Raw genomic sequence first — 16,012 nt, forward strand, 5'->3', positions numbered from 1 at the left:
AGCAACTCCGTCCTGCGGCCCGGGAGTGAGCGGGCGGCGACGGGATACCCGTACGGCCATGCATACCTCAGCCGATTCGCCGGAGCTCCCGCAGGCCACCGCCCGGGAACCCGAGGCGCTGCACCAGGCGCTCGCGCAGACCGGTGGCCTCGACACCCTGCTGCGCGACCTCACCGAGCGTGCGGTGCTGGCTGTGCGAGGTGCGGCCGCGTGCAGCATCACCGTGCGCCGCGACGACCGGCTGCTGACCCTGGCCGGCAGCTCCGGACTGCTCAGCGGGCTCGACCAGCGCCAGTACGAGAACGGCCACGGCCCGTGCGTGGACGCGGCCGGGGACGACGAGGAGAAGCACGCGCCCGATCTGACGGAGGAGGACCGCTGGCCCTCGTACACCGACTACGCGCTGGCCAGCGGCGTCCGCTCGGTGCTCGCCGTGCCGCTCGCCGTCGACGGCGAGACCGATGCCGCGATCAACCTCTACGCCGTCACCGAGAACGCCTTCGATGACCGGCGCGAGGCCGTCCGGGCCTTCGCGGCGACGGCCTCCGAGGCGATCAACACCGCCCTGAGCATCGAGCGGGAGCGGACCTCCAGCGCCGACGTGCGGACGGCGCTGCTCTCGCGCAGCACCATCGACCAGGCGGTCGGCATCCTCATGGCCCGGGAGCGGTGCACCGCGCAGGCGGCACTCGACACACTGCGCCGCGCCTCCCAGAACTCGAACGTCAAACTCCGCGACCTGTGCTCGGACCTGGTGACCCGGGTGAGCGGCGCGGGTCCGTTGGGCACCGGCGCCCCCTCGGGCAACAGCGCCGGCGGTGTCAACGGGGCGCGGCGGGACGGCCGTTCACACCGCGGGTAGCGAATCCCCCTGCACCGCCTGGATGTCCAGCTCCACCTTGAGCGTGGTGCCGATCGCGGCGATGCCCGCCTGCACCACCTGGTTGTAGTTCATCGCGAAGTCCTCGCGGTGCAGTTCCGTGGTGGCCCGGAACGCGGCGCGGGTGCCGCCCCAGGGGTCGGATCCGGTGCCGAGGTAGGCGAGGTCCAGATCGACCGGCCGTACGACACCGTGCATGGTCAGCTCGCCGTGCACGGTCCAGCGGTCCGGGCCGGCCGGCGTCAGGCCGCCGGCGCGATAGGTGATCTCCGGGTACGTCTCCACGTCCAGGAAGTCCGGCGACTTCAGGTGGCCGTCGCGCATCCCGTTGCCCGTGTCGATGGACGCCGCGGAGATCACCGCCTCCACCCGGGACTTGGCGACCTCGTCCGGGGCGATCTCGATCCGCCCCGAGAAGTCGGTGAACCGGCCGTGCACGCTGGAGATGCCCAGGTGCTGGGCGACCGCGCCCACGGAGGAGTGCGCCGGGTCGATGGTCCAGGTACCCGGCGGCGGCAGCTCGGTGCCGCCCTGCCGGGCCAGTGTCACGGTGCCGACCTCGGCGCGGCCGCTCGCCGTGACGATCGCGCCGGCCGCGACGGGCGCGTAGCCGACCGCGGTGACGATCACGGTGTACGCCCCGGGGGCCAGAGCGGTCGTGTCGTGCACGGTCCCCTCGGCGTCCGCCTCGGCCCGCACCACCTGTGCGCCCGTCGCGTCCGTCACCGTGACGACCGCGTGCGACACGGCCCATCCGTCCCGCGTACGAATCCGTGCGGTCAGTCCCATCCCGTTTTCTCCCTGCAAAGCATCAAAAACTGGTCGTGAAAGGGCACAAAGAAACCGGCCCGTGGGGGACGCACCTCCGCTCGGAGTGCGCGCCCCACGGGCCGGGGTCCGAACTACTCGCCGGGGTGGGCGAGTTCGATGTCGTGGCCGTCGACTCCGCCGCCGTTGACGGTCAGGGCCGTGGCCACCGGCGGGTAGCCCGTCGCGATGACGGTGTACTCGCCGCTGTCCAGGTCGGTGAAGGCGTACGCGCCGTCCTCACCCGTCCTGGCCGTGCCGACCACGTTGCCGGCCGCGTCCACCAGCGTGACCCGCGCGTCACCGAGCGGCCCGCCGGGCGCCCGTACGACACCCAGGAGCTGGGCGCCCGCGCTGAGTTCGACCTCGACCCGGGTGACTCCGGTGCCGCCGACCTCGACGGGGAGGGCGACCGGGCGGTGCCCGGCGGCGTTCACCGCGACGGTCACGGCACCCGGGACCAGCTCGGCGAAGGTGAACTCGCCCTGCTCACCGGTGGTTCCGGTGGCCAGCACATCACCGCGCACATCGGTCACGATGACCATGGCGTCCTTGACGGGGGTCCCGCTCCCGGCGGCGCGCACGAGACCGCTGAGGCCGCTCGTACCGCTGAGGAGGATGTCGTACGACACCGGCTCGTCGTGCACGACGATCGTCGAGGCCTGCGGCTGGAAGCCGTCGGCGGAGGCGATCAGGACGTACGAACCCGTGCCCGGCGCGTCCACCGCGTAGGCGCCGTCGGCCTGCGCGACCGACCGGCCCAGCTGCCGTCCTGCGAGCGAGATCAGCGTGACCGCGGCCTGCGGCACGGGCGCGCTCTCGGCGCCGCGGACATGACCGCGGACCGGGATGCCGCCGGACCGTGGGGCGGTGTCGGGCGCGAGGGTGGCGACCGCCGCGAGCCGCTGCGTGCCGTCGGAGCCGACGTCCGTGGCGGGGGCGGAAGCGGCGGTGGTCGGGCTCGGAGCCGTCTCCGTCACGGTGGCGGGGACCTCGGTGCCGGCCGGGACCGGGGCCGTGGCCTCGGACTTCTCCGCCGCGGCCTGCGCCAGACCGCCCGAGGTGCGCAGCGGGACCTCCTTGATGAAGAGGGTGACGAGGAAGGCGAGCGCGGCCATGCACGCGGCGATCAGGAAGACGTCCGCGATGCCGTGGCCGTACGCGCTCTCCATGACCGTGCGCAGCGGCGCGGGCAGCTTGTCCATGTCCGGGATCTCGGAGCTGGAGCTCGAACCGGACGCCGCGGCCGCGTACTTGGGGCCGAGGTCGGTCAGACCGTCCTTGACGTAGTGGCCGATCCGGGTGGCCATGATCGAGCCGAGGACCGAGACACCCACCGCACCGCCGAGGGAGCGGAAGAAGGTCACCGTGGAGCTGGCCGCGCCGAGGTCGGAGGGGGCCACCTGGTTCTGCGTGGACAGCACCAGGTTCTGCATCATCATGCCGATGCCGAGACCCATGACCGCCATGAAGATCGCGATCTTCCAGTAGTCCGTGTCGTAGCGGATGGTGCCCAGCAGGCCCAGACCGGCGGTCACCAGCAGGCCGCCGGTGACCAGCCAGGCCTTCCACTTGCCGGTCTTGGTGATGATCTGCCCGGAGACCGTCGAGGAGACGAACAGCCCGCCGATCATCGGGATGGTCATCACGCCGGACATGGTCGGCGACTTGTCGCGGGCCAGCTGGAAGTACTGGCTGAAGAAGACCGTGCCGGTGAACATCGCGACGCCCACGAAGAGGGAGGCGATGGAGGAGAGGGTGATCGTGCGGTTGCGGAACAGCCGCAGCGGGATGATCGGCTCACTCGCCCTGGACTCGACCAGCACGAACAGCAGGCCGAGCACGATCGAGCCGCCGACCATCGCGTACGACTGCCACGAGATCCAGTCGTACTTGTCGTCGGCGAAGGTGACCCAGATCAGCAGCAGCGAGACCGCGGCGGAGATGAAGAACGCGCCGCCCCAGTCGACCTTCACGTCCCGCTTCACCACGGGCAGGTGCAGGGTCTTCTGCAGCACGATCAGCGCGATGATCGCGAACGGCACACCGACGTAGAAGCACCAGCGCCAGCCGAGCCACGACGTGTCGGTGATGACACCGCCGAGCAGCGGGCCGCCGACGGTCGCGACCGCGAACACGGCGCCGAGGTAGCCGGAGTAGCGACCGCGCTCACGCGGCGAGATCATCGCCGCCATCACGATCTGGGCGAGGGCGGACAGACCACCGACGCCGATGCCCTGCACGACACGGCAGGCGATGAGCATGCCGGGGTTCTGGGACAGACCGGCGGCGGCCGATCCCAGCACGTAGATGACGAGCGCTATCTGGACGAGCGCCTTCTTGCTGTACAGGTCGGCGAGCTTGCCCCACAGCGGCGTGGTGGCCGTCATGGACAGCAGTGCGGCGGTGACGACCCAGGTGTAGGCGGACTGGCCGCCGCCCAGGTCGCCGATGATCTCGGGCAGGGCGTTGGTGACGATCGTCGACGACAGGATCGCGACGAACATGCCGAGCAGCAGGCCGGAGAGGGCCTCCATGATCTGCCGGTGCGTCATCGGAGTGCCGTCGGCGGCGCCTCCGTGCTTGGCGTGAGAGCCCCGCACACCGGCTGGTGTGGTCGTTGCCATGGACTTCCTTCTCTTACGTACTTTCGTACTTATGCGGGTGTACGGGTGGTCAGTTCTGTTACGCCGTGTGCGTCTGTCACGCCTTCTGCGGCCGATGCGTACGGGTGCGGGGGCCGCTGCGGGGCGACCCGGCAGTCGCCGAAGCTCTCCCGCAGCCGGGTCATCAGCTGGATGAGCAGCCCGACCTCGTCGTCGGACCAGTCGCTCAGGCGGTCGGCGAGCAGTTGCGAGGTGCGCCGGGACAGCTCGTCGAGCCGCGCGCGCCCCGCCGCGGTGAGGTGGAGGATCCGCGAGCGCTTGTCGGCCGGGTCGGGGGACCGTTCGATCCAGCCGCGGTCGGCGACGTGTGCGACGTGGCGGCTGGTCACGGACATGTCCACGGCGAGCAGCTCGGCGAGCCGGCTCATCCGCATGTCCCCGTACCGGCCGAGCAGTGTCAGTACGGCGGCGGACCCGGCGGGACAGTCGTGCGGCAGGATCCGCCCCAGGTCCCTCTTCACGGCACCGACGGCACTGAGCTGACGAGCCAGCTCCTCGTACTGCGCCTGCTCCGCCATCACACCTCCCGCATCGTTGCTTAGGGCAACCATAAGAAATGATGGTTGCTGCAGGCAAACGAATCCGGGTCTCCGGTCCTAAAAACTTGGTAAAGCGAGGTGGGGGTGCACAGCCTGTCCGGCGTTTGAGACGAGGCCGTCCAGGCCGAAACGGGGGGTCCGGGGGCAGCGCCCTCTGGGACCAGGACACCCCGGCCGCCCAAAAATCCGACCCGAACAACAACCCCGGCACTAGGGCAGCCCCCAGGTATTCGCTAGGGTCCTGCCCCATGGCTAACACCCAGGGCCCTGAGGGCAACTACGACCCCGCGGGCAGCACCCAGATGTTCCGTGCCTTCGTCGACGAGGGCCCCCAGGGCCGACAGCAGCAGGCCGCGCCCGCTGCCGCCGGGCCCCGTGTCGGCCTGATCATCGGGGTGGTCGTCGCCGTGGCGATCATTGCCGCCGTGGCCTGGCTCGCGCTCTCGTAGAGGCGCCCCCGCCGGAAGACGTCACTTCCACCGGACGGACACGTCCCGCGTCTCGATGTGCATGCCCAGCGGCACCCGCCAGTCGTCGACGCACACCGTCCAGGTCTTCTCCTTCTTCGCGCCGGCGGCGATCGGCGCGGGAAGGCTCACGGTCGACCCGATCGTCGCCCAGTCGATGCCGAGCGCGCCGATGATGTGCGTCCCGAAGGTCACCGTGCCCGAACGCACCGCGGCGCCACCGGTGTTGCGGAAGGCGACGGTCACCTTCTCGCACCACCGCCGGTCGGTCGCCGCCCGCCGGGGTTCGCCGACGTCGAGCACGGCGGGCCCGGCCGGAGGGTTCGCGGGAGTGGTGCTCGGCGGCGCGGTGGACGTACCGGAGCCGCCCGAACTCCCGCTCGTCCGCCCGGAGTCACCGCCTCCGCCCGGCGTCGACGACGAGGGCGAGGCCGTGGACGTACGACCGTTCGTGGCCCCTTTGTCGGAACCGCTGCCGCTGCCGCCGGAGCCGGAGCCGGCCCCGGGCCCGGCAGTGGACCGCGCCTCGGACGTCGCCGAGTCCGAAGCCGCCCCGCCCGGACTGCCCGAACCCCCCGGCCCATTGGCGCTGTTGGAGCTGTCCGAATTCTCGGACCCCTCAAGCGGTGCCAGTGAGACATCGCCCGTCGGGGCCGCCGCCGAAACGTGAGGTGGACCGCCCGCGGCGCCCACTGCCACGTATCCGCCGCCACCTCCGCCGCTTCCGCACGCGGCCAGCAGGGCACCCGCACAGACCACGGTCGCCGAGGCAGCCACAAGGGCACCTCGGCGACCACGTATTGACCCTCGACGCATCGCGCCAGTGTGTCTGACGATCCGTCAATTATGAAGATGCGGGGCGGTGTCGGGACGGTCAGTCGGAGATCAGGCCCTCTCGCAGCTGGGACAGCGTCCGGGTCAGCAGGCGGGAGACGTGCATCTGCGAGATGCCGACCTCCTCGCCGATCTGCGACTGGGTCATGTTCGCGAAGAAGCGAAGCATGATGATCCGGCGCTCGCGGGGCGGGAGTTTGGCCAGCAGGGGCTTGAGGGACTCGCGGTACTCGACGCCCTCAAGGGCGGTGTCCTCGTAGCCGAGGCGGTCCGCGAGGGAGCCCTCGCCGCCGTCGTCCTCGGGGGCGGGCGAGTCCAGGGACGAGGCCGTGTACGCGTTGCCGACCGCGAGGCCGTCGACCACGTCCTCCTCGGACACGCCCAGTACGACGGCGAGTTCGGCGACGGTCGGGGAGCGGTCGAGCTTCTGCGAGAGCTCGTCGCTGGCCTTGGTGAGGGCGAGCCGCAGCTCCTGGAGCCTGCGCGGCACCCGCACCGACCACGACGTGTCGCGGAAGAAGCGCTTGATCTCACCCACGACGGTCGGCATCGCGAACGTCGGGAACTCCACCCCGCGTTCGCAGTCGAAGCGGTCGATCGCCTTGATCAGGCCGATCGTGCCGACCTGGACGATGTCCTCCATCGGCTCGTTGCGGCTGCGGAAGCGGGCTGCCGCGTAGCGCACGAGCGGGAGGTTCAGCTCGATGAGGGTGTCCCGGACGTAGTTGCGCTCGGGGCTGTTCTCGTCCAGCGCGGCAAGCCGCAGGAACAGGGAGCGGGACAGGGTGCGGGTGTCGATGGCTTCCGAGGTCCTCAGAGCCGGTACTTCCGCGGCCGGGAGGGTCGGGGCCTCCACCGCCTCGGGGACCGGGACGTCGTGAAGCGCGTCGGGCGCCGGTTCGCTCTTCGTGAGCGTGAGCACCTTCGAGCTGCCCTGGTCTGCGGACATGCCACCCCCTTTGGGTCGCGGACGGTAGCGGCGGACGCTCCCGTCGGAGGAACGCAGCCTCCACCTGAATACCGGAGGCGAGGCCGCGGCAAACGCGCTTCCCGCAGAATGTCACATGTCGGCAACACGCTGTAGTGACATGTCGACATGTAGGGGGTGAATAGGCCCTGGAAAAGGGGGGTCTGGCGGTTTTTCAGCCCAGAAATGTCGGAAAGAAGCCCTGCGGGCGATTCAGTCCCACCGGTTACGCCTCGATCCTGTTTGCGGATCGAAGACGCGCGAAGCTTCGGGCGAGCAGCCTTGACACATGCATCTGGGAGACTCCCAGTTCGGCGCTGATCTGCGACTGCGTCAGATTGCTGTAGTAGCGCAGCAGGAGGATCCGCTGTTCGCGCTCGGGCAGTTGTACGAGCAGATGCCGTACGAGGTCACGGTGTTCGACCCCGTCGAGGGCCGGGTCCTCGTAGCCGAGCCGGTCGAGGAGACCCGGCAGCCCGTCGCCCTCCTGGGCCGCTTCGAGCGAGGTCGCGTGGTACGAGCGCCCCGCCTCGATGCAGGACAGGACGTCCTCCTCGGGGATCCGGAGCCGCTCGGCGATCTCGGCGGTCGTGGGCGAGCGCCCGAAGGCCGTGGTCAGGTCCTCCGTCGCGCTGTTCACCTGCACCCACAGCTCGTGCAGCCGGCGCGGGACGTGGACCGTGCGGACGTTGTCACGGAAGTACCGCTTGATCTCGCCGACGACGGTCGGCATCGCGAAGGTCGGGAACTGCACGCCCCGGTCGGGGTCGAAGCGGTCGATCGCGTTGATCAGCCCGATTGTCCCGACCTGGACCACGTCCTCCATCGGCTCGTTGCGGGAGCGGAAGCGGGCGGCCGCGTAGCGCACGAGCGGGAGGTTCGCCTCGATGAGCGCCCCCCGCACGCGGTGGTGCTCCGGCGTGCCCGGCGTCAGCTCCTTGAGCTGGCCGAAGAGCACCTGGGTGAGGGCCCTGGTCTCGGCGCCGCGCCGCTTCTCGGGCGCCGGGGCGGGGGCCTGGGCGGGAGTCTGGGCCTGGAGGGGGGCTTGGACCTGGATGTGGGCTTGGGATTGGGTCTGAGCCGGGGTCTGGGTCTGAGCCGGGGTCTGGGTCTGGGTCTGGGCCGGAGTCTGGACCTGAACCTGGGCGGGAGCGTTGGCTGCCGGGGCCTCGTCTTGGGGTGGCGCAGTACTGGCCGACACGGTCAACGCCACCTCTTAGTTCGTCAACGATCCGTCAACGTATCCGTCAACTCATCCGTCAAAAGCGGTCATAGCATCACAAGACATGTGCACTGTGTGCAAGCACCGCATAACACCGTGTTGAGGGGTGAGTTGGGGTATGCGACGCAAAAGAGCCCCCGCCGGTTCCGGCAGGGGGCTCCATGGGGCTCTCGCGACTCGTCGCTCAGAAGGGATCGGAAGGGATCAGAAGGGATAGTCCGCGATCACCCAGGTGGCGAACTCGCGCCACAGTGCGACCCCCGCCTGGTGCGCGGGATGCTCCAAGTACCGCTTGAGCGCGTCGATGTCGTCGACCGCCGAGTTGATCGCGAAGTCGTACGCGATGGGCCGGTCGGTGATGTTCCAGTCGCATTCCCAGAACCTCAGTTCGGGGATCGTGCCGCCGAGCGCGCGGAACGCGGCGACGCCCTCGACGACGCGCGGGTCGTCGCGCTCGACGCCTTCGTTGAGCTTGAAGAGGACCAGATGGCGGATCACGGCGGCTCCAGACGTGCGGGCTAGGGGGTGTTTGAAAGTCCTGTGCGGTGCCCGCGGTGTTCGGTGCGTGCCCTCGGCGTGCCGGACGAAGGCCCTCGTACTGGACGTACCTGGGACTTCGGCCGGTGCGGCGAGGGTGCGTGCCGGGCGCCGTGGGTGCTGTGCGGGACTTTCAAAGCACCCTCTAGTTCTTGGCCCCGTTGGCCACCCACGTCATGAAGTCGCCGATGGAGGACGCGGCACTCGAAATGCCCTCGAACCCTATCTGGACATAGTCGGCGGCCTTGGCCGGGTCCGTGATGATCACGTAGAGCGCGAAGACCACGACGACAAAGACGGCGATCTTCTTTGCATTCACCGCCACCGCGGCCTCCCCTGTGACTGCTGCGCCCCGTGGGCCCTCTGTGGCCGATGACGCCCCGTGTTGCCGGCGGCGAGTCTAACCCGGACATGTGTGCGCAGGGTTTTGCGAGGTGGACGCACGAAGGGCCCCGTCTTTCGACGGGGCCCTTCAGAAGCGGTAGCGGAGGGATTTGAACCCTCGGTGACTTGCGCCACACTCGCTTTCGAGGCGAGCTCCTTCGGCCGCTCGGACACGCTACCGAGAGAGACCTTACCCCAAGCCGGGCCGTGCTCTGAAATCCGTTTCGGGGCCCGCCCGAGGCCCCGCGGAGGCGCCGGGTTCAGCGCTCGCGGAAGAAGTCCGTGAGCATGCGCGCGCACTCGTCGGCGAGCACGCCCTCGATCACCTCGGGCCGGTGGTTGAGCCGCCGGTCGCGTACGAGATCCCAGACCGACCCGGTCGCGCCCGCCTTCTCGTCGCGCGCCCCGTACACCACCCGGTCCACCCGGGACTGCACCAGCGCGCCCGCGCACATGACGCAGGGCTCCAGCGTGACGACGAGCGTGCAGCCGGACAGCCGCCACTCGCCGACCCGTTCGGCGGCGCGCCGGATCGCGAGGACCTCGGCGTGCGCCGTCGGATCGCCGGTGGCCTCGCGCTCGTTGTGCCCGGTCGCGAGCACCGTCGTACCGTCCGCGGACAGCACGACGGCGCCGACGGGAACATCCCCGCCCCGGACCGCCAGTTCGGCCTCGTCCAGGGCGAGCCGCATCGCGGCCCGCCAGCGGTCGCGTACCGGATCCTTGTGATGCGCCGAAGCCACCGGATCTGCCGGATCCGGTGGTGGCGTGTCGTCAGTGGTGCTCACCCGGGGAACCTAGCGGAAGGTCCCTGCCGGGCGGTTTCTGGCGGACGGTTCCTAGCGGACGGTTTCCAGGACCTCCGCGGCTCCCAGGGCCTCCGCGATCGTGTTGAGCGCGTCGCCTTCCACCAGGGCGAGCAGTTCCTTCTCGCTCACCCCGAGGTCGGCGAGGATGTCGCGGTCCCCGACGGGGCTGTGCGACACGGCCTCGCCGGACGGCTCGTCCTCCTCGTCCTCTGCGACGTCGTCGGGCTCACCGTCCTCCGTGCCGTCCAGGTCGAGGGAGTCCAGGTCGGCATCGTCGTCGCCCGGCTCCCGTCCTAGTAGTTCGTCCGTGAGCAGGATCTCGCCGTACGAGCTGCGGGCGGCGGCCGCCGCGTCCGAGACGTAGATGCGAGGGTCCTCCTCGCCGTCCACGCGGACGACGCCGAACCACGCGTCCTCCTGCTCGATGAGTACCAGGACCGTGTCAGCCTCCGAGGCTTCACGGGCCAGGTCGGTCAGATCCGACAGGCTCTCCACATCGTCGAGCTCTGTGTCGCTCGCTTCCCACCCGTCTTCGGTGCGCGCGAGCAGTGCGGCGAAGTACACCGTGACTCTCCCACTGGTCATAGGCGTGCCGGTTGGGGGTCCCCCCGGCGGAGGCTGTGGGCGGGGAGCGCTTCTCCGAGCCCGCCCACTCGGAATCGTGGCAGAAACAGAGCGTTCAGGGGACGTCTTCGGCCTGCTGTGTCTGCCTCTTTTGATCGCTGTCAGCGGATCGTACGCGGCTGTCGGCGCCGCACGCGCGCACCCGGGCCCCTGCGACACCCGGGCGGGGATGGTGCGGTGGCCTGCGAGTACACCGGAAGAAGGGGCCCGCGTCTACCAGCGGAAGGTGCGCATGCGCATGGCGTGGCGCAGCCGGGCCGCCTTGGCGCGTCGCGGCTGAACCCGGTCACGCAACTCGCGCGCCTCGGTCAGATCACGCAGGAACTGCGCCCGCCGCCTCCTGCGCTCGGCGTCGGTCTCCGGGTGCTCGGGCTGTTGCGAGCGAACGGGTTGTTCCGGGCGTACGGGCTGATCGGGTCCCGTGAGCTGTTCCGGCCGGGCGGGCCGATCGGGCCGCACGGGTCGCACGGGTTGTTCGCCTCGCACGGGTTGTTCGCCTCGTGCGGATTGTTCGCGTCGTGCGGGTTGCTCCCGCCGTGCGGGCTCTTCGCGCCGGACGGTTTGCTCCCGTCGTGCGGGCTGTTCCCGCTGTACGGGCTGCTCCCGCCACGCGGGTTGTCCCGGCCGGGCCGGCTGCTCCAGGGGCTCCGGCCACTTCGCGTCCAGTGCCGGGCGCGGCGCTTCCTGTCGCGCGTCTCGTGGCATATCGCGTATCGCCTCGCGTGGCGTATCGCGTGTCGTACTTCGTCGCGCGGCTTGTCGCGCATCCTGTCGCGCGTCTCGGCGCGGAGACTTCGCCTTCCGTTCCGGCATAGACACACCACCCCAGGTCCGTCCCTCCCACTTTCCCTCCGATGGGCGGTTTGATGCCAGCGCGAGGGTCCCTGGGGCACGGTTACTGTTATGGGCATGCGTCTCCACGTCGTCGACCACCCCCTGGTCGCCCATAAGCTCACCACCCTGCGCGACCGGCGCACCGACTCCCCGACCTTCCGCCGGCTCGCCGACGAGCTGGTCACCCTGCTCGCGTACGAGGCCACTCGCGACGTGCGCACCGAGCAGGTCGACATCGTGACCCCGGTCGGCCCGACCACGGGCGTCAAGCTCTCCTACCCGCGCCCGCTGGTCGTGCCGATCCTGCGGGCCGGCCTCGGCATGCTCGACGGCATGGTGCGGCTGCTGCCGACCGCCGAGGTGGGCTTCCTGGGCATGGTGCGCGACGAGGAGACGCTGCAGGCCTCCACGTACGCCACCCGTATGCCGGACGATCTCTCGGGCCGCCAGGTGTACGTCCTGGACCCGATGCTGGCCACCGGCGGCACGCTCGTCGCGGCGATCCAGGAGCTGATCAAGCGCGGTGCGGACGATGTGACCGCCGTGGTGCTCCTCGCCGCCCCGGAGGGCGTCGAGGTCATGGAGCGCGAGCTGGCGGGCACACCGGTGACCGTCGTGACCGCCGCGGTCGACGAGCGCCTCAACGAGCACGGCTACATCGTGCCGGGCCTGGGCGACGCGGGAGACCGGCTCTACGGAGCCGCCGAGTAGAGCTGCCGGTCAGCAGCTCTTCTGCGTGGCGGAGGACGTCGGCTGAGGCCTGGCCAGAGTGGTCAGGGCCTTGTCGGCGTCCTCTTTCTTTGTCAGCGCCGTGAAGCCGGTGCCGATGACGAGGTCGACCTCGGTGGCCTTCTTGCGGCCGTCGGTCTTCAGCTCGGCGCCCGAGAGCTGGGTGCTGAGCACCGGGAGCGCCGTGTCCGCGGCCGTCTTCGCGCCGAGCAGTATTCCGGGGCCCTTGACCTTCTTGTCGTAGGCGTCCGCCGCGTTGCCCACGTCGCCGATGCGGAACCCGCGCTTCTTCAGCTCGTCCGCGGTTTCCTTCGCGAGCCCGCTGCGGGGCGTGGCGTTGAAGACGTTGACGGTGATCCGGCCGGGTTTGAGGAGGGCCTTCGCGCCGGTGGCCGCGGTGCCGGTGGAGGCCGTGGCCGACGGGCTCGCCTTCGCCGCGCAGTCCGCCTTCGGCCCTGCGGCCGAGGCCTTGTCGCCGCCGCCCGTGAAGACGTCGATGAGCTGCAGGGTTCCCCAGCCGGCCAGTCCGAGTGCGGCCACGGACGCGATGACGGCGAACACGAGCCTGCGGCGCCCCCTTGGGCGGCGCATCCTCGGGTACTTGTCCCCCTTGATCCGGTACTGGCCGCCCATGCCTGGGGGAGTGAGCATGCTCATGGGCGCAGCGTAGTGCGCCGGGGCGGCGATGCCTACTAAATGATCATTGCCGGGTGCCCAGTCCAACCCGAACGGGTCAACCGGGCGGCCGGCCCGGGGGTCGAATCGGTCGACTCAAGAGGCGATCCACGGCCGCTTCCCGGCTGCGGGAGCGTGTCGGTCCGGCCGCTCAGCCCAGTTCGAGCACGCGGGCGTGGAGTACCTGGCGCTGCTGGAGCGCGGCGCGGACGGCGCGGTGCAGGCCGTCCTCCAGGTACAGGTCGCCCTGCCACTTCACGACGTGCGCGAAGAGGTCGCCGTAGAACGTGGAGTCCTCGGCGAGCAGTGTTTCCAGGTCGAGCTGGCCCTTGGTCGTCACGAGCTGATCGAGGCGGACCGGGCGCGGCGCGACGTCCGCCCACTGCCGGGTGCTTTCCCGGCCGTGGTCGGGGTATGGCCGGCCGTTTCCGATGCGCTTGAAGATCACACGGAAAGCCTACCGGTCAAGACCTTCCGGGCGCAGCCATGGCGCCGGAGTGCAGCGCTGGAAAAGACGCCGTAAATCCTCCGAAAACGGAAACATGGGCCTGATGTGAGAGGCAATGCGGCCGTTCCTCCGGCCGCCATCCGGGGTACGACCGGTGTCGCTCCCGACACGACCGGGAGTTTCCCCGCGCTCCCCGAGGGGTGCCACCAGATCGCTTCCGGGTACACCTTCTCGGCCCTGCCATGGATCTGGGCGCGGCGCCTCCGGGGCCTCGATGCGTGCCCGAAGCGCAGATGGCGTCACCGAGACCGCATCCCGCAAGCGAACAGCCGCGCCGCCCGCTCGCGCCGTCCCTGACCTGCTGCGATGCTTGATATACCAGCGATCGGCGGGAGGTGTCATGTTCACGAGAACTCGGGCCGGACTCGCGTCGCTTGCCGTGGCCGGCGTCATGTTCGTGCCAGTCGCGGCGGCGACCTCTGGGTACGCGGCGCCGTCGGTCGCGATGGCGCACTGCGCGCATCACACTGTCGGCACCTGCCGTGCCAACTCCCCCCACCCGAACGGGGCCACAGCCGAGTGCAAGGACGGCACGTACTCCTACAGCGCGCACTTCTCGGGCACGTGCTCCCATCACCACGGGGTGAAGTACTGGTACCGGTGAACGGACGGCCCCGCCGGACACGAACCGGCGAGGCCTGACCCCGTGGGTCAATACAGTCAGGGCGTCGGCTCTCTCTCGACCACCGGAGCACTTGCGGCGTTCGCCTTGACGGACTCGATCCCGTTCATGCAGGACGCCTTGCTCTCGTACGCCTCGCCGACCGCGATTATCTCGCCGTTGCCCGCCTTGAGCCGGAACCGGTACTTCTCGGACTTGTCCCTGTAGACCTCGAACTTGCCTGCCATGGCGTGTCACCTCTCGGATGTGCCCCCTGCGGCGACGCTAAGCCGGAGTGCGGGGCCGCCGCAGCTTGGGGGCGTCTGGACGGGGACATCGGAGAGGTCGCGGCGCGGAAGCAGACCTCGAAGGCGTTCGGTCGGTACGCAGATTGGTCGGGAGATCAGTCGGTCGCTCTTCGGGACGGCGCGGCGGAGGCGGTAGGGCCGCCTCCGCCGGACGGTCAGCGGGCCCGTTCCTGCGGGGGCTGCTGCGGCTTCTCTTCCTCCTTCACCTGCGGTTTCGGTGTGCTGCGTACGGCCTCGGCGCGCAGCAGGGCGCGCAGGACGGCGTGGGGATCGACGGGCATGGTGATGTCCTTGCGTCGTACTGGTCGTGCGATGGCTGACGGATGGCCCGGAAGCCGGGTCCGTCAGCAGCGCAGGACCACCGAGCGCAGGGAGTACGGCAGCGGCGGCGCGGGGAGAGGGCGTACCTGCGGGGCGCCGGGCGCCCGGCCGAGGGCGGCGGGTGCGGGTGCGGGGCGCAGAGGTACGCAGGGGCGGCGGTGGGCGCTGCGGGCCGGTGGCTGCAGGACCGTGTCGAGGACGTCGTACTCCGCGATCTCGCCGGAGCCGGAGCCGGAGCCGGAGCCGGAGCCGGAGCCGGAGCCGGAGCCGGCTCCCGTGCCGATGCCCGCACCCGACACGGTGGACGCCGCGTGCACCACACCCCCCACGGCGTGTGCGCCCGGCACCGTCAGGGCGAGCAGCAGCACGAGGGCCCGCAGCCAGGCATGGCTGCGCGGAAGGCTTCGTACGGTGCTCACGGAGGTCATCTCCCCTGTGCGCGTCCGGTGTTCATCACGCGGGCCACGAGATCCGCCCGCTCGGCGTACGCGAGCGGCGCGGTGTTGACGCGGGCAGGGTTCAGACCGTGCGCGGTACCTGCTGTGCGCGCCCCCGGATCCGGATCGCGGTGATGATCTCGACGACGCCGACCGCGACCAGCCAGATACCGCCGACCAGGGTGAGTACCGCCACCGACCTGAACGGCGAGTCGATCAGCACGATTCCGGCGACGAAGGTGAGGATCCCGAGGAAGATCTGCCAGCCGCGGGCCGGCATGTTCCGGTCCGAGGCCGCGGCCAGGGTCTGGGTGATCCCGCGGATGAGCCAGCCGATGCCGATCCACAGGGCGAGCAGCAGGATCGACTGCATCGGGCCGCGGAAGCAGAACAGGCCCAGCAGAATCGACAGGGCGCCGCTGATGAAGGCCAGCACGCGCAGCGAGGTCGTCCGGTGCGTGCCGAAGGCGGAGACCAGCTGGAAGACGCCGCTGATCACGAGGTAGAGACCGAACAGGATCCCTGCGGCGAACAGGGAGGCGCCGGGCCACACCAGCACCAGGACGCCCAGGATCAGCGAAGCGATCCCGGTGACCAGGACGACCTGCCAGGCGGCGCGCGAGAGGGCGTGCAGGGGGCCCTCGAAGGGCGGTTCGGGTTCGTGCTCGCCGGGCGGACGCCGGGCGTGGGCCCCGCGGTCGTCGTACTCCGGGCTCCAGGAAGTACCACTCGGTGTCTCGCTCATGATCCATGCTGGGACCGCGTACGACACCGCCGCCACCTGGGACAGGCCACCCGAATGACGGAGCGGCCACCCGGGCCGGCCATCCCGGCACCGGCCCGCTCGGCACCGGCCCGCTCGG

The 16,012-nt window shown here is 70.3% G+C and carries 22 protein-coding genes and 1 tRNA gene; 5 read left to right on the forward strand and 18 right to left on the reverse strand.

Annotated elements, in window-relative coordinates; genetic code table 11:
* The first annotated feature begins 58 nt into the window (after positions 1 to 58).
* Positions 59 to 862, forward strand: a complete 804-nt coding sequence (locus ABZS97_RS01755; RefSeq protein WP_356132329.1) for a GAF and ANTAR domain-containing protein — start codon at positions 59 to 61, stop codon at positions 860 to 862.
* Here ABZS97_RS01755 and ABZS97_RS01760 read toward each other — a convergent pair.
* The 3 genes from ABZS97_RS01760 to ABZS97_RS01770 form a co-directional block, all read right to left on the reverse strand.
* Complete coding sequence (locus ABZS97_RS01760; RefSeq protein WP_356132332.1) at positions 848 to 1,669, reverse strand: YceI family protein; 822 nt, start codon at positions 1,667 to 1,669, stop codon at positions 848 to 850. The two genes, ABZS97_RS01755 and ABZS97_RS01760, sit on opposite strands and share 15 nt — an antisense overlap.
* Before the next feature lie 113 nt (positions 1,670 to 1,782).
* Positions 1,783 to 4,314 (reverse strand): MFS transporter, encoded by a 2,532-nt coding sequence (locus ABZS97_RS01765; protein ID WP_356132335.1) that lies wholly within the window; start codon positions 4,312 to 4,314, stop codon positions 1,783 to 1,785.
* Between the two features lie 29 nt (positions 4,315 to 4,343).
* The gene (locus tag ABZS97_RS01770; RefSeq protein ID WP_356132338.1) at positions 4,344 to 4,871 is read right to left on the reverse strand and encodes a MarR family transcriptional regulator; all 528 of its coding nucleotides are present in this window, start codon (positions 4,869 to 4,871) and stop codon (positions 4,344 to 4,346) included.
* A 269-nt stretch (positions 4,872 to 5,140) separates the two neighbouring features.
* Between ABZS97_RS01770 and ABZS97_RS01775 the strand changes: the two genes are divergently transcribed.
* Positions 5,141 to 5,341, forward strand: coding sequence for a hypothetical protein (locus ABZS97_RS01775; RefSeq protein WP_356132342.1), 201 nt, complete (start codon positions 5,141 to 5,143; stop codon positions 5,339 to 5,341).
* Between the two features lie 21 nt (positions 5,342 to 5,362).
* Here the strand turns inward: ABZS97_RS01775 and ABZS97_RS01780 are convergent, their stop codons facing one another.
* Positions 5,363 to 5,605, reverse strand: a complete 243-nt coding sequence (locus ABZS97_RS01780; protein ID WP_356132345.1) for a hypothetical protein — start codon at positions 5,603 to 5,605, stop codon at positions 5,363 to 5,365.
* Between ABZS97_RS01780 and ABZS97_RS01785 the strand changes: the two genes are divergently transcribed.
* Positions 5,583 to 6,029 (forward strand): hypothetical protein, encoded by a 447-nt coding sequence (locus ABZS97_RS01785; RefSeq protein WP_356132348.1) that lies wholly within the window; start codon positions 5,583 to 5,585, stop codon positions 6,027 to 6,029. The two genes, ABZS97_RS01780 and ABZS97_RS01785, sit on opposite strands and share 23 nt — an antisense overlap.
* 204 nt (positions 6,030 to 6,233) lie before the next feature.
* Here ABZS97_RS01785 and ABZS97_RS01790 read toward each other — a convergent pair whose 3' ends face one another.
* The 8 genes from ABZS97_RS01790 to ABZS97_RS01825 form a co-directional block, all read right to left on the reverse strand.
* On the reverse strand, positions 6,234 to 7,142 hold the full coding sequence (locus ABZS97_RS01790; RefSeq protein WP_356132350.1) for an RNA polymerase sigma factor SigF: 909 nt from the start codon (positions 7,140 to 7,142) through the stop codon (positions 6,234 to 6,236).
* 244 nt (positions 7,143 to 7,386) lie between these two features.
* A complete protein-coding gene (locus tag ABZS97_RS01795) occupies positions 7,387 to 8,361 on the reverse strand; it encodes an RNA polymerase sigma factor SigF (protein WP_356132353.1) in 975 nt (324 codons plus the stop codon).
* A gap of 225 nt (positions 8,362 to 8,586) precedes the next feature.
* On the reverse strand, positions 8,587 to 8,880 hold the full coding sequence (locus tag ABZS97_RS01800) for a Dabb family protein (protein WP_356132356.1): 294 nt from the start codon (positions 8,878 to 8,880) through the stop codon (positions 8,587 to 8,589).
* Between the two features lie 184 nt (positions 8,881 to 9,064).
* Positions 9,065 to 9,244, reverse strand: a complete 180-nt coding sequence (locus tag ABZS97_RS01805; RefSeq protein WP_356132359.1) for a hypothetical protein — start codon at positions 9,242 to 9,244, stop codon at positions 9,065 to 9,067.
* Positions 9,245 to 9,398: 154 nt separating this feature from the next.
* Positions 9,399 to 9,483, reverse strand: a tRNA-Ser gene (locus ABZS97_RS01810).
* An 80-nt stretch (positions 9,484 to 9,563) separates the two neighbouring features.
* A complete protein-coding gene (gene tadA / locus ABZS97_RS01815) occupies positions 9,564 to 9,995 on the reverse strand; it encodes a tRNA adenosine(34) deaminase TadA (RefSeq protein WP_356132462.1) in 432 nt (143 codons plus the stop codon).
* 147 nt (positions 9,996 to 10,142) lie between these two features.
* The gene (locus ABZS97_RS01820) at positions 10,143 to 10,676 is read right to left on the reverse strand and encodes a hypothetical protein (protein WP_356132464.1); all 534 of its coding nucleotides are present in this window, start codon (positions 10,674 to 10,676) and stop codon (positions 10,143 to 10,145) included.
* Between the two features lie 273 nt (positions 10,677 to 10,949).
* Positions 10,950 to 11,195: a hypothetical protein gene (locus tag ABZS97_RS01825; RefSeq protein ID WP_356132466.1), complete on the reverse strand. Its 246-nt coding sequence runs from the start codon at positions 11,193 to 11,195 to the stop codon at positions 10,950 to 10,952.
* A 450-nt stretch (positions 11,196 to 11,645) separates the two neighbouring features.
* Between ABZS97_RS01825 and upp the strand changes: the two genes are divergently transcribed.
* Complete coding sequence (upp, locus tag ABZS97_RS01830; RefSeq protein ID WP_356132362.1) at positions 11,646 to 12,281, forward strand: uracil phosphoribosyltransferase; 636 nt, start codon at positions 11,646 to 11,648, stop codon at positions 12,279 to 12,281.
* 9 nt (positions 12,282 to 12,290) lie between these two features.
* Here upp and ABZS97_RS01835 read toward each other — a convergent pair whose 3' ends face one another.
* Together ABZS97_RS01835 and ABZS97_RS01840 are read right to left on the reverse strand one after the other, a co-directional pair.
* Entirely contained in the window at positions 12,291 to 12,932 is a 642-nt protein-coding gene (locus ABZS97_RS01835) for a LytR C-terminal domain-containing protein (protein WP_356132468.1), read from the reverse strand.
* Between the two features lie 193 nt (positions 12,933 to 13,125).
* Entirely contained in the window at positions 13,126 to 13,422 is a 297-nt protein-coding gene (locus tag ABZS97_RS01840) for a type II toxin-antitoxin system VapB family antitoxin (protein WP_003955420.1), read from the reverse strand.
* Positions 13,423 to 13,822: 400 nt separating this feature from the next.
* On the opposite strand from ABZS97_RS01840, the gene ABZS97_RS01845 reads away from it, so the two are divergent.
* Positions 13,823 to 14,086 (forward strand): DUF3761 domain-containing protein, encoded by a 264-nt coding sequence (locus ABZS97_RS01845; RefSeq protein WP_356132365.1) that lies wholly within the window; start codon positions 13,823 to 13,825, stop codon positions 14,084 to 14,086.
* A gap of 56 nt (positions 14,087 to 14,142) precedes the next feature.
* Here ABZS97_RS01845 and ABZS97_RS01850 read toward each other — a convergent pair whose 3' ends face one another.
* From ABZS97_RS01850 to ABZS97_RS01865, 4 genes are all read right to left on the reverse strand, one after another.
* Entirely contained in the window at positions 14,143 to 14,331 is a 189-nt protein-coding gene (locus ABZS97_RS01850) for a YegP family protein (protein WP_356132368.1), read from the reverse strand.
* Between the two features lie 215 nt (positions 14,332 to 14,546).
* Positions 14,547 to 14,672, reverse strand: coding sequence for a hypothetical protein (locus tag ABZS97_RS01855; RefSeq protein ID WP_356132371.1), 126 nt, complete (start codon positions 14,670 to 14,672; stop codon positions 14,547 to 14,549).
* A 63-nt stretch (positions 14,673 to 14,735) separates the two neighbouring features.
* Positions 14,736 to 15,131, reverse strand: a complete 396-nt coding sequence (locus ABZS97_RS01860) for a hypothetical protein (RefSeq protein WP_356132374.1) — start codon at positions 15,129 to 15,131, stop codon at positions 14,736 to 14,738.
* 100 nt (positions 15,132 to 15,231) lie between these two features.
* Positions 15,232 to 15,894: an HdeD family acid-resistance protein gene (locus ABZS97_RS01865; protein WP_356132377.1), complete on the reverse strand. Its 663-nt coding sequence runs from the start codon at positions 15,892 to 15,894 to the stop codon at positions 15,232 to 15,234.
* Positions 15,895 to 16,012 lie beyond the last annotated feature (118 nt).

This window comes from Streptomyces sp. NPDC005485, from assembly GCF_040606085.1.
GTDB lineage: Bacteria > Actinomycetota > Actinomycetes > Streptomycetales > Streptomycetaceae > Streptomyces.